17 protein-coding genes are annotated in these 21,492 nt (G+C 67.0%); 6 read left to right on the plus strand and 11 right to left on the minus strand.

Annotated features, from left to right (window positions below; translation table 11 throughout):
• Nucleotides 1–125 precede the first annotated feature (125 nt).
• Complete coding sequence (locus tag POF53_RS14025; protein ID WP_498968151.1) at nt 126–4,991, minus strand: NAD-glutamate dehydrogenase; 4,866 nt, start codon at nt 4,989–4,991, stop codon at nt 126–128.
• 271 nt (nt 4,992–5,262) lie between these two features.
• Here POF53_RS14025 and POF53_RS14030 point away from each other — a divergent pair, with 271 nt between their 5' ends.
• The 5 genes from POF53_RS14030 to alkB all read left to right on the plus strand — a co-directional run bounded on the left by POF53_RS14030 (nt 5,263) and on the right by alkB (nt 10,149).
• Nucleotides 5,263–5,616 carry a hypothetical protein gene (locus POF53_RS14030; protein ID WP_498968153.1) on the plus strand — a complete coding sequence of 118 codons (354 nt, stop codon included), beginning with the start codon at nt 5,263–5,265 and terminating at the stop codon, nt 5,614–5,616.
• A 212-nt stretch (nt 5,617–5,828) separates the two neighbouring features.
• Complete coding sequence (locus tag POF53_RS14035) at nt 5,829–6,545, plus strand: FadR/GntR family transcriptional regulator (protein ID WP_498968155.1); 717 nt, start codon at nt 5,829–5,831, stop codon at nt 6,543–6,545.
• A gap of 102 nt (nt 6,546–6,647) precedes the next feature.
• Nucleotides 6,648–7,841 (plus strand): L-2-hydroxyglutarate dehydrogenase, encoded by a 1,194-nt coding sequence (gene lhgO, locus POF53_RS14040; protein ID WP_203647491.1) that lies wholly within the window; start codon nt 6,648–6,650, stop codon nt 7,839–7,841.
• Nucleotides 7,842–7,887: 46 nt separating this feature from the next.
• Entirely contained in the window at nt 7,888–9,216 is a 1,329-nt protein-coding gene (locus tag POF53_RS14045) for an MFS transporter (RefSeq protein WP_254463422.1), read from the plus strand.
• Between the two features lie 288 nt (nt 9,217–9,504).
• Entirely contained in the window at nt 9,505–10,149 is a 645-nt protein-coding gene (gene alkB, locus POF53_RS14050; protein ID WP_198744761.1) for a DNA oxidative demethylase AlkB, read from the plus strand.
• A gap of 9 nt (nt 10,150–10,158) precedes the next feature.
• Here alkB and POF53_RS14055 read toward each other — a convergent pair whose 3' ends face one another.
• From POF53_RS14055 to POF53_RS14100, 10 genes are all read right to left on the minus strand, one after another.
• Nucleotides 10,159–11,121, minus strand: a complete 963-nt coding sequence (locus tag POF53_RS14055) for a LysR family transcriptional regulator (protein WP_232856020.1) — start codon at nt 11,119–11,121, stop codon at nt 10,159–10,161.
• Between the two features lie 57 nt (nt 11,122–11,178).
• Complete coding sequence (locus tag POF53_RS14060) at nt 11,179–12,138, minus strand: peptidylprolyl isomerase (RefSeq protein ID WP_254463418.1); 960 nt, start codon at nt 12,136–12,138, stop codon at nt 11,179–11,181.
• Nucleotides 12,135–12,611: a YbjN domain-containing protein gene (locus POF53_RS14065; RefSeq protein WP_232856018.1), complete on the minus strand. Its 477-nt coding sequence runs from the start codon at nt 12,609–12,611 to the stop codon at nt 12,135–12,137. Before POF53_RS14065 ends, POF53_RS14060 begins: the two co-directional genes overlap by 4 nt.
• A 28-nt stretch (nt 12,612–12,639) precedes the next feature.
• Complete coding sequence (locus tag POF53_RS14070; RefSeq protein WP_203647496.1) at nt 12,640–13,287, minus strand: DNA repair protein; 648 nt, start codon at nt 13,285–13,287, stop codon at nt 12,640–12,642.
• 15 nt (nt 13,288–13,302) lie between these two features.
• The gene (locus POF53_RS14075) at nt 13,303–15,003 is read right to left on the minus strand and encodes a putative porin (RefSeq protein WP_498968160.1); all 1,701 of its coding nucleotides are present in this window, start codon (nt 15,001–15,003) and stop codon (nt 13,303–13,305) included.
• A 38-nt stretch (nt 15,004–15,041) separates the two neighbouring features.
• Nucleotides 15,042–15,716, minus strand: coding sequence for an energy transducer TonB family protein (locus POF53_RS14080; RefSeq protein ID WP_232856016.1), 675 nt, complete (start codon nt 15,714–15,716; stop codon nt 15,042–15,044).
• Nucleotides 15,717–15,724: 8 nt separating this feature from the next.
• Nucleotides 15,725–16,150, minus strand: coding sequence for an ExbD/TolR family protein (locus POF53_RS14085; protein WP_050707632.1), 426 nt, complete (start codon nt 16,148–16,150; stop codon nt 15,725–15,727).
• Nucleotides 16,151–16,160: 10 nt separating this feature from the next.
• The gene (locus POF53_RS14090; protein WP_498968163.1) at nt 16,161–17,966 is read right to left on the minus strand and encodes a DUF2341 domain-containing protein; all 1,806 of its coding nucleotides are present in this window, start codon (nt 17,964–17,966) and stop codon (nt 16,161–16,163) included.
• A gap of 33 nt (nt 17,967–17,999) precedes the next feature.
• A complete protein-coding gene (locus POF53_RS14095; protein ID WP_498968165.1) occupies nt 18,000–19,550 on the minus strand; it encodes a ShlB/FhaC/HecB family hemolysin secretion/activation protein in 1,551 nt (516 codons plus the stop codon).
• A gap of 65 nt (nt 19,551–19,615) precedes the next feature.
• Entirely contained in the window at nt 19,616–20,200 is a 585-nt protein-coding gene (locus POF53_RS14100; RefSeq protein ID WP_498968166.1) for a transposase, read from the minus strand.
• Between the two features lie 329 nt (nt 20,201–20,529).
• On the opposite strand from POF53_RS14100, the gene POF53_RS14105 reads away from it, so the two are divergent.
• Complete coding sequence (locus POF53_RS14105) at nt 20,530–21,489, plus strand: AAA family ATPase (protein ID WP_203647500.1); 960 nt, start codon at nt 20,530–20,532, stop codon at nt 21,487–21,489.
• Nucleotides 21,490–21,492 lie beyond the last annotated feature (3 nt).

Consider the following 21,492-nt stretch of genomic DNA (forward strand, 5'->3'; position numbering starts at 1 on the left):
GGCTTGAGGCAGTGAGGTCCCTGTGGGAGCGGGTTTACCCGCGAAAGGGCCAGACCTGCTGACAGAAGGCCCAAAGAAAAGCCCCGGCATCACTGCCGGGGCTTTCTTTTACCTCAACGCCAGGCTCAGGACGGAATCACCGCCGCCTGCCCGCTCATCGCCAGGTCGACCAGCTCGCGGTTGGCCACCGCGTACATCGCATAGTCGGTGCCGGTGGCGTTGCGCAGGTCGTCGAGCATGGCGCGCCAGCGCTCGACCATCACCCGGTGCTGTTCGCACCACAGCGCCACCCGGGCATCCATGTCCTGCGGCGCGTCGGCCATCTGCAGCACGGAGATGGTGATCGCCCGCTGCTGCAGGTCGATGTCGTCGCGGAACGCCTCGCGGGCCAGGGCCTGCCAGTTGTTCTCCACCGGCAGGTTGCTGATCTCCTGCAGGTACCAGGTCAGGTCCAGCGAGCTGCCCACGGCGAAGAACGCCTTGGCCACCTGCGCAGGATCATGCCCGGTCACGTCGGACGCTTCGATGATCGGCAACAGGGTATACAGGTGGGTGGTGCCGGCGACCATGCGCGCCAGCAGCTCCGGTACACCGGCCTCGACGAAGCCCTGGTAGCGGACCATCCAGCGCTCGCGGGTCGGGCCTTCCAGCAGTTCGTCGAGCTTGAGCCCCAATTGCGCGAGCACCGGCCCGAAGTGGGCGACGTCGCGGCCCGCATCCTGCTCGTTACGGCGGCTGCGCAGGAACCAGCGGGTGGCACGACGGCCCAGGCGCATCAGCTCGTCCATAAGGGTCAGCTGGATCTCGGCCGGGACCTGGTAGTCCAGGGCCTCGATCTGGCGGAACCAGTGCGGCAGGTGGAAGATGTCACGCACGATCACGTAGGCGCCGGCGACGTTGGCCGGGCTCATGCCGGTGGACTCCTTCAGGCGCTGGACGAAGGTGATGCCCATGTTGTTGACCAGGTCGTTGGCGATCTGGGTGCTGACGATCTCGCGTTTCAGGCGGTGACGGCGCATCGAGTCGGCGAACTTGCTCACCAGCGACGGCGGGAACGCGGTTTCCATGTCGCGGGTCAGGTAGTCGTCGTCCGGCACCAGCGACTTGAGCAGCTGCTCCTTGAGGTCGATCTTGCTGTACGAGATCAGCACCGACAGCTCGGCGCGGGTCAGGCCCTGCCCTGCCGCCAGGCGCTCGGCCAGCTGCTCCTCGGTGGGCAGGAACTCGATGGCGCGGTCCAGCTTGCCGCGAGCCTCGAGGTCGGCCATCAGGCGCTTGTACTCGGCAATCCGCTCGCGGGCGCGGCGGGCGGCCAGCGACAGCGCCTGGGTCTGCTTGTAGTTGTTGCCCAGCACCAGCCCCGCGACTTCGTCGGTCATGCTGCCCAGCAGCTGGTTGCGCTGCTTCTCGGTCATGTCGCCACCCTGCACCACTTCGTTGAGCAGGATCTTGATGTTGACCTCGTGGTCGGAGCAGTCCACGCCGCCGGCGTTGTCGATGAAGTCGGTGTTGGTGGCGCCGCCGTTGAGGCCGAACTCGACCCGGCCGAGCTGGGTCATGCCCAGGTTGCCGCCCTCGCCCACCACCTTGCAGCGCAGCTCGTTGCCGTTGACGCGCAGGGCGTCGTTGGCCTTGTCGCCGACATCGGCGTGGCTTTCGCTGCTGGCCTTGACGTAGGTGCCGATACCACCGTTCCACAACAGGTCCACCGGCGCCTGCAGCAACGCGTGCAGCAGTTCGGTCGGGGTCAGGCGATCCGCTTCGATGGCGAAGCGTTCCTTCATCTGCGGGCTGATGGCGATGCTCTTGGCGCTGCGCGGGAAGATCCCGCCGCCTTCGGACATGATGCCGGTGTCGTAGTCACTCCAGGCCGAGCGCGGCAGGTCGAACAGGCGCTTGCGCTCGACGAAGCTGGTGGCCGGATCCGGATTCGGGTCGATGAAGATGTGCAGGTGGTTGAACGCGGCCACCAGCTGCAGCTTGTCGGACATCAGCAGGCCGTTGCCGAACACGTCGCCGGCCATGTCGCCGACCCCGACCACAGTGATCGGGTCTTCCTGCACGTTGATGCCGCGTTCGCGGAAGTGACGCTGCACGCCGACCCAGGCGCCACGGGCGGTGATGCCCATCTTCTTGTGGTCGTAGCCGGCCGAGCCACCGGAGGCGAAAGCGTCGCCCAGCCAGAAGCCGTAGTCGATGGCGATGCCGTTGGCGATGTCGGAGAAGGTCGCGGTGCCCTTGTCGGCCGCCACCACCAGGTACGGGTCGTCGTCATCGTGACGCACCACGTTGGCCGGCGGCACCACGCCTCCGTCCTTGAGGTTGTCGGTGATGTCGAGCAGGCCGGAAATGAAGATGCGGTAGCACGCCACGCCTTCGGCGGCGATCTCGTCACGGCTGCCGCCCAGCGGCAGGCGGCGCGGCAGGAAGCCGCCCTTGGCGCCCACCGGCACGATCACCGAGTTCTTCACCTGCTGGGCCTTGACCAGGCCGAGCACTTCGGTGCGGAAGTCCTCTTCGCGGTCCGACCAGCGCAGGCCGCCGCGGGCGACGTTGCCGAAGCGCAGGTGCACGCCCTCGACCCGTGGCGAATAGACGAAGATCTCGAACTTCGGCACCGGTTTCGGCAGTTCGGGGATCAGCTTGGGATTGAACTTGAAGCTGAAGTACGACTTGTTCTGGCCGTTGGCGTCGGGCTGGTAGAAGTTGGTGCGCAGGGTGGCCTTGATCAGGTCCAGGTAGCGGCGCAGGATGCGGTCCTCGTTGAGCACCTGGACCTCGTCCAGGGCGCTGAGGATCGCCTGCTCCAGACGCTGCTGCTTGTCGTCCAGATCCTCCTGGGTCAGCTTGCGCGCCAGGTAGAAGCGGGTCTTGAACAACCGGGTCAGCTCGCGGGCGATGTCGGTGTGGTTGTTCAGGGTACTGGCGATGTAGCCCAGGTCGAAGCCCAGGCGGATCTGCTTGAGGTAGCGGGCGTAGGCGCGCAGCAGCGCCACGTCGCGCCACGGCAGGCCGGCGGTCAGCACCAGGCGGTTGAAAGCGTCGTTCTCGGCGTCGCCCTTGACGATATGGACGAAGGCGTCCTGGAAGGTGTCGTTGAGCTGCTGGATATCAAGGTTGAGGCCTTCGCTGTAGGTGAAGGCGAAGTCGTGGATCCAGAACTCGCGACCGCTGGCGTGGCGCAGGCGGTACGGGAACTCGCCGAGCACGCGCAGGCCGAGGTTTTCCAGGATCGGCAGCACGTCCGACAGCGCCAGCGGCGTATCGGCGTGGTACAGCTTGCAGTGCAGCTGGCGCTCGCCCAACTGGGTCAGCGGCTGGTAGAAGCTCATGGCCAGCGGCTTGGCTTCCGACAGGTTCAGCACATGCTGCATGTCGACCACCGCCGAGTGCGCGGCGAAGCGCTCGCGGTAACCGGCCGGGAAGCCTTTCGGGAAGTCGGCCAGGATGTTGGTGCCATGGGCCTCGCCGAAGTTCTCCACCACCAGCGCCGAGAAGTCGTCCTGCCACGAACGGCAAGCCTGGATCACTTCGTTTTCCAGCTGCTGCGGGTCGATGTCGATGCGGTTCTTCGGGTCCACCCGCAGGATCAGCTGCACGCGGGCCAACACCGATTCGGAGAAGAAGGTCCAGAACTCGCAGTCGGTGGCCTTCAGACGCTCCATCAGCACCTGCTGGATCTTCTGTCGCACCTCGGTGGAGTAGATCTCGCGTGGCACATAGGCCAGGCAGTAGCAGAAGCGGCCGTACGGGTCCTTGCGCAGGAACACGCGGATCTTGTTGCGCTCCTGGATCTGCACGATCGACATGACGGTACTGAGCAGTTCGTCGACCGGGGTCTGGAACAGGTCGTCGCGCGGCAGTACCTCGAGGACCTGGGCCAGCTCCTTGCCCAGGTGGGCTTTGGGGTCGAAGTTGGAACGGCGTTCGACTTCGGCGACCTTGCCACGGATGTACGGGATGGTATGCACGCTCTCGCCGTACACCGACGAGGTGTACAGGCCCATGAAGCGGCATTCCTTGATGACCTTGCCATCCTGGTCGATCTGGCGGATCGACACGTAGTCCGGGTACGCCGGGCGGTGCACGCGGCTCGGCTGCGAGGCCTTGGCGAACGACAGCAGGCGCGGCTCGCGCAGGTAGGCGACGGCGTAGTCCTCGATGCGCAGGTCGTCGGCGCCCAGGCCTGCGCGCAGCAGGCGGGCCAGGCCCAGGAACGAGGCCTCGTCGTAGACCAGATGGCCGCCGTCGGCATCGGACTCGACAGTGAATTCCTCATAGCCGAGGAAGGTGAAATGGTTGTCCAGCAGCCACGACAGGAAGCTCTTCACCTCGGCCTTGTCGTTCTGCGCCGGGCCGAAGGCGTTCTGCTCCACCAGTTCCAGCAGCTCGCGGATCTTGGCTTTCATCGGCTCGAAGTCGGCGACCACGCCGCGCACTTCGGCCAGTACCTGCTCCAGCTCCATGCTCAGGGTGTTGAGCTCGGCGGCATTGGCGCAGCGGTCGATCTCCAGGTACATCAGCGACTCATGGCTGACGCCCTCGCCCTGGGTGCCCTTGGGCAGCAGTTCGACCAGCTCGCCCTTGGCGCCGCGGCGCACGCTGAGCACGGTGGTCTGCAGGGTGTGGATGCTGTAGCCGCGGCGGTTGAGCTCGGTGCGTACCGAGTCGACCAGGAACGGCAGGTCGTGGTGCAGCACCTCGACCACGGTGTGGGTCGATTGCCAGCCGTGGCGTTCGTAATCGGGGTTGTAGACCCGCACCTGCGGGTGTTCGGGGTCGAAGCGCTCGATGATGCGCCAGGCGGACAGCGTGCAGCCGGCCAGGTCCGACAGCCTGCGCTGTGTGAGTTCGTCCAGAGAGATGATGCCGAAGAACTGCTCGGCGAACAGCGCCACTTGTGGCAGGGACTGTTCGCTGATGTGCTGCGCCAGGGCCACCTGCAGTTGATGCTGGAAGTCGGCTTTGCTGGCTGCGGTGAAAAACGCCATCTGTGGTACTCCGCTTGGGCTTTGTTATAGGTGAAGCGTCGCGTACGTCCGCCGGGTACGGATCAACGATAGCCAACCCGCGGCAAGCCGGACGGTAAAACCAGGCGTTGGACACGAGCGTCATGTCCACCGACTGGGGAGCTTAACGACTGAACGGTCACTGCGGCTTGCAGCGCTGCGACAATTTCGGTCAATGCGCGGTAACTTTACGTTTATCACGGCCGCCAAGGCTGTCAGAATTCCTTTCCCTTGCCATTGACCCGAGCCGCCCATGCAACTGAAAACCGCCCTGCTCTTCGCCACTCCCTGCGACGACGAGGAAGACAACATGGCGACCCTGTGCTGCCACAGCGACAAGGGCCAGATGTTCCTGCTGACCCGTTATCCGGACGAGGACACCGTCGACCTGACCCTGGATGACGAGCCGTCGACCCTGGACGGGCTGAAGGTGACCCTGAGCGCGCAGCGGCTGTTGATCGAGGTGGCGGCTGGGGATCGTGATGCGTTGAAGGGGGATGAAACGCTGGAGATCATCCTGAGCAGCGCCGGGACCGACCTGGAGGAAGTAGCGCTGACCTTGCGCAATATCCTCGACGGGACCGGAACGTTCGTGTCCGAAATCTAAGCAGTTACATCGCCCGTGTAGGAGCGGCCTTGTGCCGCGAAAGGGGTGCGAAGCGCCCCCTTATTGGTGCATCACGCTGATATAGCCGGGGCCGCTATGCGGCCCTTTCGCGGCACAAGGCCGCTCCTACAGGTAGCGCGCAAGCTTCCAGGACATTGACAGGCCACTATCGACACAGGCATTGTCTGACAACCTGACCAATAAGAACTTCCATGTCCATGCTAGAGCTCCAGCGCCCCGACACCCTCGTCGAACGGGTCGTCAACGCCATCCGCGCCGAGATCGATTCCGGCCGCCTGGCCGCTGAATCGCGCCTGCCCACCGAACAGCAACTGGCTGAACAGCTCAATGTCAGCCGCTCGGTGGTGCGCGAGGCCGTGGCGCAGCTCAAGGCCGACGGGGTGCTGATCGCCCGCCGCGGGCTCGGCTCGTACATCTCGCAGACGCCCAGCGGCACGGTGTTCCGTTTCCCCGGCAGCCAGGGGCGCAAGCCGGACCTGGTGCAGATGTTCGAGATGCGCCTGTGGATCGAGACCCAGGCCGCCGCCATCGCCGCCCGCCGCCGCGACGCCGACGACCTCGCGCGCATGGCCGCCGCCCTGGGCACCATGGAAGACCCGCGCAGCGACTTCGCCACGGCCTCGGCCGCCGATGTGGCCTTTCACCGCGCCATCGCCGAAGCCAGCAAGAACGACTACTTCGTCGCTTTCCACGATTTCCTCGGCGGCCAGTTGGCCGCCGCCCGCCGCACCGCCTGGGAAAACTCCGCCACCCCGGCAGTGGGCGGTTCGGCCGATGCCCTGCGCGAGCACCGGGCGCTGTACCAGGCCATCGCCGACGGCGACCGCCAGGCGGCGGCCGGCTGCGCCGAAGCCCACCTGCGCGCCTCGGCCAAGCGCCTGAAACTCGACCTTCCCGACCTCGACTGACCCCGGAGAACCCCATCGCGGCCTGGCGAGGCTTTCACACGCACTACTTAGTCTGACAACCTGATAAGCAGATTCACCGACAAGAATACCAAGGTACCCTGCATGACCTACGACTACTGCATCATCGGCGGCGGCATCGTCGGCCTCGCCACCGCGATGGCCCTGCTTGAACGACGCCCCGGCGCTTCGCTGCTGATTCTGGAAAAGGAGGCCAGCCTCGGCCGCCACCAGACCGGCCACAACAGCGGCGTGATCCATGCCGGCATCTACTACGCGCCCGGCAGCCTCAAGGCCGACCTGTGCAAGCGCGGCGCCCAGGCCACCAAGGATTTCTGCAGCGCGCACGGCATTGCCTTCGAGGTCTGCGGCAAGCTGCTGGTGGCCTCCAACGACCTGGAGGTGCAGCGCATGCAGGCGCTGTACGAACGCTCCCAGCAGAACGGCCTGAAGGTCGAGCGCCTGGATGCCGGCGCCCTGCGCGAGCGGGAGCCGAACATCGTCGGCAAGGGCGCGCTGTTCCTCGATGCCACCGGCATCGTCGACTACCAGCAGGTGTGCGACGCCATGGCCAAGGTGATCCGCCAGGCCGGTGGCGAACTGCGCCTGTCCACCACCGTGCGCGCCATCCAGGAGCATGCCGACCACGTCGCGATCAGTGCCGACGGCAACGCCTGGCGCGCCCGTCAGCTGGTGGCCTGCGCCGGCCTGCAGTCCGACCGCCTGGCGCGTCTGGCAGGGGTGAAGATCGACCACCAGATCATCCCTTTCCGCGGCGAGTACTACCGCCTGCCGGCGAGCAAGAACCAGATCGTCAACCACCTGATCTACCCGATCCCCGACCCGGAGCTGCCGTTCCTCGGCGTGCACCTGACGCGGATGATCGACGGCAGCGTCACCGTCGGCCCCAACGCGGTGCTCGGCTTCGGCCGGGAAAACTACCGCAAGTTCTCGGTGAACTGGCGCGATGTCACCGAGTACGCGCGCTTCCCGGGTTTCTGGAAAACCATCTGGAACAACCTCGGTTCCGGCACCACCGAGATGAAGAACTCGCTGTTCAAGCGCGGCTACCTGGAACAGTGCCGCAAGTATTGCCCGTCTCTCGAAGTCGAGGACCTGCTGCCCTATGAGGCCGGCATCCGTGCCCAGGCGGTGATGCGCGACGGCACCCTGGTGCACGACTTCCTGTTCGCCGAGACCCCGCGCATGGTGCATGTGTGCAATGCGCCATCGCCCGCCGCCACCTCGGCGATCCCCATCGGCCAGATGATCGCCGAGAAGATTCTCCAGGCCCGCTGATCCACCCGCTGCATCCACAATTACAAAGACAACAAGGAAAACCCCAATGTCGGTACACGAGACGGCCCTGGCCGCGAGCGAAACCCCCGAACAGCAACGCAAGCGCCTGCGCAAGGTGGCGGCGGCGACCATCTTCGGCTCGATGCTGGAGTGGTACGACTTCTACCTCTACGCCACCATGGCGGCGATCGTCTTCTCGAAGATCTTCTTTGACCCGAGCAACCCGGCGGTGGCCTCGCTGCTGGCGTTCTCCACCTTCGCCATCGGCTTCATCGCCCGGCCCTTCGGCGGCGTGCTGTTCGGCTACCTGGGCGATCGCTTCGGGCGCAAGCACGTACTGGTGATCACCTTCTGCATGATGGGCCTGTGCACCATGCTGATCGGCCTGATCCCCGGCTACGCCACCATCGGCATCTGGGCGCCGATCCTGCTGGTGATCATCCGCATCATCCAGGGCCTGGGCGCCGGCGCCGAGCTGTCCGGCGCGGCGGTGACCTCCTACGAGCACGCCAGCGAAGGCAAGCGCGGCAGCCAGGGCGCCTGGCCGGCGCTGGGGCTGAACCTGGGCCTGCTGCTTTCGTCGCTGACCGTGTACCTGCTGACCATGAACGGCAACGAGTTCCTGCTGGCCGGCGGCTGGCGCATCCCGTTCATCGCCAGCATCGCCCTGGTGGCGGTGGGCCTGTGGGTGCGCAAGAGCATCCCCGAGACCCCGGACTTCAAGGAACTGGACAAGGCCGACGACAAGCCGCAGGTGTCGCCGCTCAAGCTACTGTTCAGGAATGACCTCAAGGGCCTGGCGGTGGTGTTCTTCGTGGCCGTGGGCTACAACGCCCTGAGCTACATCTTCAAGACCTTCTCGCTGGCCTACCTGACCCAGTTCAAGGGCGTCGAGGCCCATGTCACCTCGCTGTCGGTGACCCTGGCCAGCCTGGTGGCGATCTTTGCCGTGCCGTTCTTCGGCTGGCTGTGCGACAAGTGGAGCAGCAAGACCGTGCTGATGCTCGGCGGGCTGTTGTCGGCGCTGTTCGCCTACCCGTTCCTGCAACTGCTGTCGACCGGCGAGCCGATGATGATCTACCTGGCCATCGCCGTGGGCACCGGGATCCTGGCGCCGATGATGTTCGCCCCGCAGGGCTCGTTCCTCAGCCGCCAGTTCCCGACCCAGACGCGCTCATCGGGGTTCGGTACCGGGCGCGAGGTCGGTACCGCCGTGGCCGGCGGTTTGGCGCCGCTGGGCGGGCTGGCGCTGGTGGCCGGGTCGGCGACTCATTCCACCGATGGCGTGACCTTGATCCTGGCGGTGGCCGGGGTGCTGGTGGTGGTGTTTGCGTTCCTTGACCAGGGCTGGCGGCATTCGAAGTCGAAGAACTGACCTGGCGACAGACGGGTAAACCCGCTCCCACAGGTACTACGCCAACCTGTAGGAGCGGCCTTGTGCCGCGAAAGGGCCGCATAGCGGCCCCGGCAATTTCTGCGTCGGTGCTGACATCCTGGGGCTGCGTTGCAGCCCTTTCGCGGCACAAGGCCGCTCCTACACGTTGGCGTAGTACCCGCGAAGAGGACAATCCCGAGCATTGGCCAGGTTTTCCCAGGTGGACCACCGCCAACTGCTGTCTCGGGAGGATATAATGGCCCCCTCCCCAGGCAGCAGCCTCCAGACATGATCCAGTCCAGCCTCGATCTCTTCGACCCCCACCCCCAGCGCCTGGCGCGCCATACCCTGCTGCTGCCCGGCTTCGCCCTGCCCGAACTCGAGGCCCTGCTCGACGCCCTGCGCCCGGTGCTGCGCGCGGCACCGTTTCGCCACATGCACACCCCCGGCGGCCTGCGCATGGCCGTGGCCCTGACCAACTGTGGCGCGCTGGGCTGGGTCAGCGACGAGAACGGCTACCGCTACACCCCCATCGACCCGGTCAGCGCAAAACCCTGGCCCGCCCTGCCCCCGCTGCTGGTCGACCTGGCCACCCGCGCCGCCGCGCAGGCGGGCTTCGATGGCTTTGTGGCCGATGCCTGCCTGGTCAACCACTACCTGCCCGGCACCCGCCTGAGCCTGCACCAGGACCGCGACGAACAGGACTACGGGCAGCCGATCGTCTCGATTTCACTGGGCTTGCCTGCGGTATTCCTGTTCGGCGGGCTGCAACGCTCGGACCGCCCCCGGCACATCCCGCTGAGCCACGGCGATGTGCTCGTCTGGGGTGGCGAGGACCGCCTGCGCTTTCATGGCGTATTGCCGATCAAGCCGGGCGTGCACCCGCGCATGGGCGAGCGGCGGATCAACCTCACGCTGCGCAAGGCGGGATAAGCCGCCCGCCTACAGGCTGGCGAACCATTCGCGGCGTTCCTCGAACGCCGCCCGGATCGCCCCGACCATCACCTGCACCAGCGGATCACCTTCGGTCTGCCCGTTGACCGCCAGCCACACCCGCCGCCGCATCGGCTCGCGGAACAGGCCCGGCAGGGCCAGCAATCCACGGTCCAGGTGCGTCGCATAATGCGGCAGCAAGCCGACACTGGCGCTGCATTTGATCAGCTGGCAGTACATTTCGTAATCCTCGATCTGGGTCACCCCGGCCGAGCGCGTGCGCAGCAATGCCTGCCAGGGCATCAGCGCCTGCACACCTACCTCGCCCTGCCATTGCACCAGCATGTAGTCCTGCAGGTCCGCCAGGCTGGTCGGTCGGTTGGCCTCGCGGGCGTAGCGCTTGGCAATATGCGGCAGGTACTCGAGGGTGGCCAGGGCCTCGGGGGCGGCACCGGCAAAGCTGCCGGCGCGGGCACCGTGGCTGGCGTCGCCCAACCACAGGGCGACATCGGCAACCTGTTCGGGTACCTGGCGACCGTCGAGGGTGGCCACCTCCAGGCGCATGCCGGCATGCTGGCGCACGAAGTTGATCAGGTTGCGGCCCAGCAGGTCCTGCAGCAGCGGTTCGGCCACGGCCAGGCGCACGCTGGCGCTTTGCTCTCGCGGCAGCGGCACGACCGGCTCGCGCGCCTGGAGTATCTGCAGCAAGCGTTCGCCCTGCTGGCTGAGCACCGGGTTGTTGTTGCGGTTGACGAACAGGCTGTAGCCCAGGCGCGCTTCCAGCGCCGCCAGGCGTTTGCGCAGGGCCACCGGCTTGAGGTTGAGTCGCCGCGCCGCCTGCATGAAGCAGCCGCAGCGCGCGGTGACCAGGAAACAGTTCAGGGTCTGTTCGTCCAGGGCCAGCGGCACCTGGCGACGAACGACAGGCACGGCGGTATCCGGGGCTCGCCCCCGGGGCAGATCGATCGGCATTCCTCGCCTCCCGCGGGCCCGCCTGGGCAGGCCCGGTTCTTCCATGGTTGTTGGCGACTAGCGGCTGCTGCTCTCCAGCACCTGATTCAGCGCCGCGCCATCGATACTCAGGGTGGCGGTGTCGAACATGCCTTCGACATAGGCCTTGGCCACCTGCTCCTGGCGCTGGGCCCGCAACAGCTCGCGCAGGCGTGGCGCCACCTCCTCGAAGGTCGCCGCCCGGGCGGGCTGTTGCTCGACCAGCTTGATGATGTGGTAGCCCGCCGCGCTCTGCACCGGTTCGCTGACCGTGCCCACCTTGAGCTTTGGCACCACCCCACGCACCTCGGGCAACAACTGCGCCAGGGCCTGCAGGCCGGTGTCGCCACCGCCGGCGGCCGTGCCGGCATCCTGGGAGTGCTCACGGGCCAGCGCGGCGAAGTCGGCATCCGCAGCCTGGGCCTGCTTGGCCAGCGCCTGGGCCTGCTTGCGCACGGCCTCGTCGTCCCTGGGGTTCTCCACCCGCAGGAAGATCTGGCTCAGGCGGTAGCGCACCGGCAGCTGCAAACCGGCCTTGCCTGCCTCATAGGCCTGCTTGAGCTCCGCCTCGCCGGGGTAGTCGTCGGGCACCTTGCTCACCGAGTTCAGGTAGTCGCGCAGGACGATCTGCTCGGTGGCCGCGCGGGTCTGCACCTGGATTTCCGGGCGCTGCAACCAGCCCTGGGCCTCGGCCTGCTGGTACAGGGCCTTTTCCGCCAGGCGAGCGCGGATCCAGGCCTCCAGTGCCGGGCGGTCGCCGCGCAGGCTGGCACGGGCTTCCTCGGGCAACTGGGCGAACAGCGCCTTGAGTTCGCCGCTGCCGACCTGTTGCTCGCCCAGACGCGCCAGTACCGGGCCGTTGTCGGTGGCCACCAGGGCGGCGGGCGACACCGGACGCGCCGCCGCCACCGGCTCGTCGCCCGGGCGCAAGGCCAGGGCGACCGCCACCGCGACAATGGCCAGCGCGCCAGCGCCGGCCCAGAGAGTGCGCGCCGTCACGAGGCGCGCTCTTGGTCGTGGGCGACCTGGACTTTCTGCTGGTCGGCCACATTACGGCTGTAGTCACGCAGATAGACGATCAGCTCCTGCAGCAGCCGGTCCCACAGCACCAGGCTGCCCAGCAGGTGCTGCTGACTGACACCATCGGCGACCACCACGTCCTGCTCCATCACCAGGAACTCGCCCTGCACCGACAGGCGGGCGAAGCGCCGGCTGGCATTCCAGTGCTCGGCCAGGCCCGCCGGCAGCTCGCCCTGGATACGCAGGGCACAGCTGAAGGTGAAGTCGAGGAATTCGCCCTCCTTGCCCGCGGCCCGGTTGCCGAAACGAACGGCATAACCCACGCCCTGGCTGGCGCTGAGCAACTGCACCACGGCGTTCTGCTCGGTGCGGTTGACCCGGCAGCCGGCATCCTGCAGCAACTGGGTCAGGGAGTCGGCGCTAACGGTTTCGATCAGGGTGACTTCGGTCATGTGCTTACTTCCTTGCGTTGAGAAAACATCACTGGGTCACGCCCTTGGGGGCGTCGAACTGGCTTTCGTAGAGCTTGTCGCCGTAGGCCTGGGCCAGTTCCTCGAACTTGACCCGGGCGCCACCGGCGAACGGCTGGCGCATCTTCATGACATCGGCGATATCGACCTTCTCGTAGGCGGCCAGCATCTCCTTGGCCACCCCGTACATCTGCTGGTTGCGGGCCTGGCATTGCTGCACCTGGCCATCACGTTCGCCCAGCTGCGCCTGCAGGGTGGCGCGCTCGCTTTCCTTGGTGCGCGCCATCGCCAGCAGCTCGTCGTAGGCCTGCTTGTACTTGTGCAGTTGTTCGTTGCTGCTGGCCACCAGCGCCTGGGCCTGGCTGTGCACGGCCTGTTGCTGGCCGGCCAGTTGCTCGCTGTGACCGCGGGCCTTGGCCAGTTGCGCGGTCAGTTCGCGCACCTGGCCCTGGGCCGCGTCGCGCTGCTGCTCGGCCGCCTGGCGGGCGGCGCTGGCCTGGGCCTGCTCGCTCTGCAGGGCCTGCAGCTGTTGCGTGGTGCTGCGCAGTTGGGCGCGCAGGCGTTCCTCGAGGGTCTCGGCCGACGCCGAGGCCGCCAGGCTTGCGCCCAGGGCCAGCATCAACCAGGCGCAGCGGTGGCGATAAGCTCCCTTGTTCATGCCCGTGCTCCTTCCCTAGAACCGCGTGTTGACTTCAAGTTGTAGCACATCGATGTCAAACGGCGCGCCGTAGACCGCCTCGCTGCTCAACCAACGGGCTGTAGCGTAGACGTTGTCGGCCAGGCCGTAGTTGCCACCGAGGAAATAACCCTTGGCGTTGGTGCCGCCGAGGTGGAAGCTCGAGTCGTTGAAACCGTCCGGCAGCGCGTCGGGCTCAATGCGCTTGTAGCCGGCGAACAGGTTCCAGTCGCCGGCCTTGCGCATGTCCAGGGCGTTGCCCAGGGTGAACTGGAGCATCCAGGCGTCGCCGCCGCTCTTGATATTGCCGTTTTCGTCGACGTTGTTGGCCAACTGCCCGGCCGAGCGCTTGCGCATGTCGCCCTCGTCGTAGGCCAGGTTGTGGATGTAGTTGGCCTGGCTGCGCAGCTTGAAGTCATGAGGCAGGTCGGCGTCCCATACCAGGTTCAGGTCGAGCAGCTCGAATTCCGAGGCGATGCCGACGAACTGCGGCTGCGGCGTGGCCGTCGGGTTGGCCGGGTTCGGCGTGATGTCGCGCAGCAGGAACACGGTGTTGCCCTTCTGCATGAAGGTCGGCCGGCTCTCGTCACTGTCGCAGGCCGGCTGGCCGTCCCACGGGGCGCAGGGGCTGGAGCGCTCGCCGGCGATGTCATCGAAGCGGTAGTAGGCCATCGCGCCCTTGAGCCGGTTGTTGTCGTTGAGCGCCCATTTCGCGCCCAGTTGCGCGCCGTACAGCCACTTGTTGTCGCTGTCTTCCTTGTCAAAGCCGTTGCTGGTGGCGTTGTCGTCGCTGTACTGCACGGGGAATGCGCCGACGGTGCCGAACAGGCTGAGGTCGCGGCCCAGCGGCTGGTCGAACAGCGCCGCCACGCCGTCGAAGTTGAGGTCGTGGGAATACAGGATGTCGGTGGACATGAACGGATTGGCGATCCGCCCGCCGGTCAGTGTCAGGCGCTCACTCGGCGTCCAGGTGACGTAGCCCTGGTCGAGCCAGATGTCCTTCTTGCCGAAGCCGCCACCGAGGTTCTGGGTGGTCGAGACCGGGTTGTTGTTGGAGCCGGTGGCGACGCGGATGCCGGCCACCCAGTTTTCCGCCAACTGCGCCTTGAGGCCGAAGCGCACCCGCAGGCGCAGGAGGCTGTCGCGGTCCTCGCGGGTGTTGAGCAAGGGCGGCAGGCTCGAGCTGCTGTTGGGGTTGACGTCGTAGGGGCCCTTTTCGTTGAGCTTGGCGAAATCGACGATCTCGTTGCTGTTGCCGTCGGCGTACGAGCGCGACTCGTAGCGCAGGCGCAGGTCACCGTCGAAGCTGATGCGCGAGGCCCAGTCGGGGAAGGTGTTGGGCGCGGCCCAGTTTTCCTGCTTGGCGGTGTTCATCACCTCGGCCTTGATCTCGTCGCGGATCTGCTGGCGGACGATCGCCGGCACATACTGCACGCGCACCTCGCCGTTGGCCGCCGGGGCCTGGGCGACAATCGGCGCGGCGCTGCCGGCGACGCGCGCCTGCTGGGCTTCACGTTCGGCCTGGGCGATCAGCGCATCGGCCTTGTCCTGCTTGAGCACGCCCTGCTCCACCAGCAGGCGGATCAGGTTGACGGTCGCGTTCTCCGACGGCGCGGCGTGGACGACGGTCGGACCGACCGCGGTGGCGGCGGCCAGCAGGCCGAGCGCCAGGGTCAATCGGTTGACTGGGCACTTCATGGGTTTGCAACTCCTGTGGGTCAGTCGTGCTTCGTTGTTCATGGCCGGCGCCCCTGCAGGGCGATCTTCACCGGCAAGGTCAGGTTGGCGGGCGGACGCTGGTCGAGGGCGCCGGCACCGCGCAGGGCGGCGAGCACCTGGGCGTCCACCTCCGGCTCGCCGCTGCCGCGCAGCAACTCGACACGGGTGATCTCGCCGGCGGCGCTGAGCCAGATCTCGGCTTGCAGGTTGAACACCAGGTTGCGCAGCTCGGGGTTGTCGCGCAGCAGGCGCTGGAAGGCGTAGGCCAGGTACTGGCTGTAGGTACCGCTGCCCAGGCCCCCACCGCCGCCACCGGCCATGCCGCCGCCCTTGCCGGCGCCGACGTTGAAGCTGTCGCCGCCTGCTTGCGCGTCGCCGTCCATCTGCATCGGCTCGGCCAGGTCCTGGGCCGGGTCGGGCGCCTCCTCGGCAGGCTTGACCTCCTCGGCCTCGGGCACCGGCTGCGGCTCGACGATCTTCTCCTCGACCGGCGGCTCGGGCTCCTTGGGCGGCTCGGGCGGTGGCGGCGGCGGAGGGGGTGGTAGCGGGATGATCGCCGGCACCTTGGGCGCCTCGCGGCGCACCCCGGCCATGTCATTGGCCCACTGCCACAGCAGCCAGGCCAGGCCGGCGCCGGCGACGGCGAGCACGGCCCAGGTCAGCAGGCGGCGGGGGTTGGTTGTACGTTCCATGCCTGCGCTCATCCCTGGTTCGGTTTGCCGGTGACCAGCCCGACCTGGGCCAGTTCGAGACGGCGCAGCAGGTCGAGCACCTCGACCACCTTCTGGTACTGCACGCCCGCGTCACCGCGCACGATCAGCGGGAAGTCGGGATTGCGCGCCTTCTCGCTGCGCAGGCGGTCCTCCAGCTCCTGCAGCGTCACCGGGTAGGCGTCGAGGAATACCTGGCCGGCGTCGTTGATCGAGATCGCCTTGGTCTTGGGCTGGGCCAGCGACACCGTGGCGCTGGCCTTGGGCAACTGCACCTGGATCCCGGAAACCTGCGCGGTAGCGGTGAGGATGAACATCACCAGCACCACCATCAGCACGTCCACCAGCGGGGTGATGTTGATGCTGTCGACCGCGGCGTCGGCGTCGTCGTCATGGGCGTTGTTCACGGATGCCATGGCTGCGCCCTCACGCCGGAACCGACGGGTTGACGCTGCGCCCGCCCGGACGCATCGCCGCTTCACCGGCCTGGCCCTCGCCGTGCAATTCGGCCAGGCGGGTGATGAACTCGTCGACGAACACCCGCATGTCGGCGCTGACCTCGCGGTTGCGCGTGGTCAGGCGGTTGTAGCCGAACAGCGCGGGGATGGCGACGAACAGCCCCATGGCGGTGGCCAGCAGCGCCGCGGCCATGCCCGGGGCGATGGCGTTGATGTTGACGTCGCCGGCCATGGCGGTGCCGAGGAACACCACCATGATCCCCAGCACCGTGCCCAGCAGGCCGATGTAGGGGCCGCCGGCGATGGCGTTGGACAGGGTCGACAGCTTCGACGACAACGCCTGGTTCTCGCGGGTGCGCACGCCGTCCATGGAGCAGCGGATGGCCTCGATGGTGGCTGCGGACACTTCACGGGTGTCGGCGCCCTGGGCGCGGCGGGTGCGCAGTTCCTGCACGGCCACCAGGTACAGGCGCCACAGCGAGGAGTCGGTCAGCCGCGCATGCAGGTCCTGATCGTCGGCGAACTGCTCCAGGCGTGTGCCGACCGTGGCGAAGCGCTCGCGAAAGCGAGTGTTGGCGGCGGTGACGCGGTTGAGGGTGCGCTGCTTGCGCAGCATGATCACCCACGACTGCACCATCATCAGCACCAGGATGGCGATGATCACCCAGGCGTCCACCGGCACCGCCTTGAGCAGGAAGCCCAGGCCGCCGAAGCCGAAGCCTGACTGCTCCTCGTCGACCCCGTACACCACCAGGCGCGACTCGGCGCCCTGGGCCAGTACGTCGGCCTGCAGGCTGGCCTGGCTGCGGGCCACGCGGGACAGGCGCAGTTCGTCCAGGGCGCCCACGAACGGCGCGAATTGACTGGCCGCCTCGCCTTCGGTCGCCGGCAGGTCGCCGCCGACGCCGATGGCACCGCTGAAGGCCGCCAGGCTGGCGGCCAGGCGCGCCACCGGCTGGCCTTCGAGCAGCAGGCTCAGGTTGCCGCCCTCGCCCACCAGGGCCAGGTGTTGCCACTGACCGGCGCTCACGGCCTGATTGGCGCTGGCGCGCTGGCCGTCGACCTCGATGAAAGGCACGCCCTGGGCCAGGCCCAGCAGCAGGCTGTGGCTGGCCTCGCGGCGGGCCAGCAGCAGTTGCTCGCCCACCGCCTGGTCCTGGCGCAGCCAGGCGCTGAAGGTGAACGCCGCACCTGCCGGCAACTGCAGCGAGGCGCTGGCCGGCAGTTGCAGGCCCTGGCCGCCGAGCTGGATGGCCCGCCCGATCACGCCGTCGACGCTCACCGTCGGCCCTTGCAACGGATTGCCATAGGGGCTGGCGTCGCGGGCGGTGGCACCGTCGAGGTGGTAGAGCGCGGTGTAGTCGGCGTCGAAGCTGGGCTGGCCAACAGGCGCCTGGGCTTTCGGGTTGCCGTAGTACATCCACAGGTCCTGGCGCTGGCCCGCTTCTATACGGGGCACGTCCACCCAGATCAGCGCCATGCCCATCAGCGGATCGAACTGCTCGACATGGTGATTGAGTACCGTCTTGTCATCGGCGCTGACAAAGCGGATGTCCGCGCCGGTCTCGCTGACGCCGTCGAAGCTGAAGTTGCCGGTATGCAGGCGCACCAGCAGCGCGGTGCGCCCCAGCGCCTGGGTCAGGCCGGCGCCCTGGGGCGTGGTGTCCACGGCGATCTGCTTGCGGTACATCCAGTCGTCCTGCCACCAGGCGCTGGCGCTGCCCGGCAGGGCGAAGCCCAGGCACAGCAGCAAGGTCAATATCAGGCGTTGCATGAGAGGTCTCCAGGTCGATGCCGGTCAGTGAGTTCAGAAGGTCGCCTGCACGCTGAAGTGCACACGGGAAGCGTTCTTGTCGGTGTTGGGGCCATCCTTGAGCGGCACGGCCCAGTCGACGCTGCCGGACAGCCAGTCGTTGAGCGTGGCGCGAGTGCCGACGCCGACACTGGCCAGGCTGTAGCGGTCGTCCTGCTCGGGCAGCGCGTCCTGCAGGCGCAGCTGGGCGCCTTCGGCGAACAGGTAGAAGCGCCAGTCGCTGATGTAGCTGCCGACGTAGCGGCCGATGGACGGGGTGCGCAGCTCCTGGGAAAACAGCAGGCCGTCGTCCCCGGTGCGCTCGGCGGCCAGATAGCCGCGCACCGAGGTGGCGCCGCCGGCGGCGAACTGTTCGTTCGACACCAGTGGCCCCGAGGCCAGCTGGAAGGCCAGCTTGGAGGCGCTCTGCCAGGAGCCTGCGAAGTCGAAGGTGTAGCTGCCGTCGCCCTTGAGCGCGGCGAAGCTGGAATCGGCGCGGTAGCGCTTGTAGTCGAACTCGGCGTCGTCGCTGCCGTAGCCCAGCAGGCTGCGGGTGCCGGCCACCAGGCTCAGGCCCAGGCTCAGCTGGTCCTGTTCGGTAAAGCGGTAGCCGGTGTAGCCCAGGGTGATCGGGGCGTACTTGAGCGGGACCTTGTCGCTGCTGCCGCCCAGGCCGACCTGCTCGTCGAAGTCCTTGAAGTCCACGCCGATCGACAGGGCGTTGGCCCAGGCACCGACGCCGGGCAGGTTGTAGATCGCCGAAACACCGTAGGAATGGCCCTTGCCCAGGACGTTGGTGCCGCCCACCGTGGCGACGTTGCTGTCGGAGTGGTAGCCGGAGAACTGCACGGTCCAGCGCTCATTGAGCGGCGCGGCGTAGGAACCGGACCAGACCTCGGCATTGTCACGGTCCTGGGGTGCGGTGAACCAGCTCAGCGAGACGCTGTGGCCGGCCTGCCAGAGATTGTTGTAGCCCAGGCTGACGACGCTGCGCAGCTTCTCGGTGTCGGCGCTGTGGTCGTTGTTCAGGCCCAGGCTCAGGTTCCAGGGCTGCTTGTCCTCGACCTGCAGGTCGACGTCCATGGTGCCCGGGCGCTGCCCTTCGCGCACCAGCGGCATGACCTGCCGTCCCGGGGTGCGATTGAGGGTGGCCAGCTCGTCCTGCACCTGGGCGAAGTCGGGTACCTTGCCCTCCTCCAGTGCCGGGACCTGCTCCCGAATCTCCAACGGCGAGTAATGCTTGGCACCTACCACGCGCACGCGGCCGACCTTGGTTTCGCTCACTTGCAGGTAGACCACGCCGCCCTCGACCTTCTGCTCGGGCAGCTCGACGAACACCGACTGGTAGCCACGGGCCTGGTAGCTTTTCTGCAGGGCCTCGCGGGCGCCTTCGAGGTCGGCCAGGGTCTTGTCCGGCCCCAGGTAGGGATAGACCGCCTCTTCGATGGCCTGGGCGTCGAGCACCGTATTGCCGCGCACCACGTACTCGTTGATCTCGACCCGGCGCTGCGCCTCGTCGGCGGCCACGTTGCCCGCCAACAGGCACGCCAGCAGCCCTGCGCCCATGCCGCATCGCTTGAAGAAAAAATGCTCCACACCGCCCCCTTGAGCGCCAGGAATTCGTTGGGTTTCTAGTGGTTTGCGTCAGGCGCGGCCTGACCTTGGTGACGTGCCAGCCAGCTGTGCAGCAGGGCCAGGTTGAGGCTGAACTCGGGCATGGCCTGCAAGCTTGCGCCGAGCACCTCGTCGACCATGCGCTGCAGCAGTGACACGGCCATGGCACTGCCCAGCAGCACACCGAGGTCATGACTGAACAGGCTGAAGTTCCACACCCGCGACTTCAGTTCCAGGCCGGCGAACCAGCGGAACAGCAGGTTGTAGTTGAGTTGCTCGTAGAGCTGCTTCTCACTGGGCACCGAATACAGCAGTTGCAGCAGCAACACATGCATCAGCGTGTGCGGGGCGATGATCATGCCCTGCTGTTCGGCCAGCTGGGACAGCGCGGTCCGGTGCTCGTCCAGCAAGGCTTCGATGCGCGGCTTGAGCAGCGCCAGCGAATGCCCGGGCGGCACGCAACTGGCCACCTCGCGCAGGGCGCCCTGCCAGTCTTCCTGGGAGACGATCCAGACCCAGGGCGCGCCGTAGCGGTAGACCGAGACCGGCTGCTTGCGCGCGGCCTCGACGATCTTCGCCAGGCGCTGGTCAAGCTCCTGCATTCCCACCTTCGTGTAGCGTTCCATAGTCCCCATCGCCCCGCTCCCAGGCCGTTCCCCAAGGCTCGACCGGCCTGATGGCCAGATGCCTTGTCGGTATCCATGGCTTTGACGGGGGTGGCGCTTTGCTACCGAAGTTTTGTCATGAAAGGTTCATCAGCGGGCCAGGCTTGCAGGCGAACGGCTCGCAACGTCTTCGGACCCCACTCGCTGCTTTACACTAATTTTGCAAACCGCCATTGGTCCCCGCACCCCCGGATGGATTAAAGTATCCACCCCCGCCCGGCCACCGCTCACAGCGCGCCAGGGCCCATCCCCAGGAACCGCCAACGATGGAACACCGTGAAGCGCTGATCGCGCTGCGCACCTTTCTCTCCTCCCAGATCCTCGGCCAGGAAAAACTGGTGGAGCGCCTGCTGATCGTGCTCCTGGCCGACGGCCACATGCTGGTCGAGGGCGCCCCGGGCCTGGCCAAGACCAAGGCCATCAAGGAGCTCGCCGAAGGCATCGAGGCGCAATTCCATCGCATCCAGTTCACCCCCGACCTGCTCCCGGCCGACATTACCGGCACCGAGATCTACCGCCCGGAAACCGGCAGCTTCGTGTTCCAGCAAGGGCCTATCTTCCACAACCTGGTGCTGGCCGACGAAATCAACCGCGCCCCGGCCAAGGTGCAGTCGGCGTTGCTCGAAGCCATGGCCGAACGCCAGGTCAGTGTCGGGCGCAGCACCTATGAACTGTCGCCGTTGTTCCTGGTGATGGCCACGCAGAACCCGATCGAGCAGGAAGGCACCTACCCGTTGCCCGAGGCCCAGCTCGACCGTTTCCTGATGCACGTGAAGATCGGCTTCCCGGATGCCGCGGTCGAGCGGCGCATTCTTCTGCAGGCCCGCGGCGAAGCGCTGGGCGGCGAGGTGAAGCCCGAACGGCGAGTCAGCCAACAGGCGATCTTTGCCGCGCGCAAGGAAATCCTCGGCCTGTACATGGCCGATGCGGTGGAGGAATACCTGGTGCAACTGGTCATGGCCACCCGCACTCCGGCCAAGTTCGACGGCGAACTGGCCGACTGGATCGCCTACGGCGCCAGCCCCCGTGGCTCGATCGCCCTGGACCGCTGCGCGCGTGCCCACGCCTGGCTGGCCGGGCGCGACTTCGTCAGCCCCGAGGATATCCAGGCGGTGCTGTTCGACGTGCTGCGCCACCGCATCATCCTCTCGTTCGAGGCCGAGGCGGCCGGGGTCGACCAGGACCGCGTGGTCCAGCGCATCCTCGACGTCGTTGCCGTCGCCTGACCC

Origin of the sequence: Mitsuaria sp. RG, from assembly GCF_028369275.1 — a bacterium.
Classification (GTDB): domain Bacteria; phylum Pseudomonadota; class Gammaproteobacteria; order Pseudomonadales; family Pseudomonadaceae; genus Aquipseudomonas; species Aquipseudomonas peradeniyensis.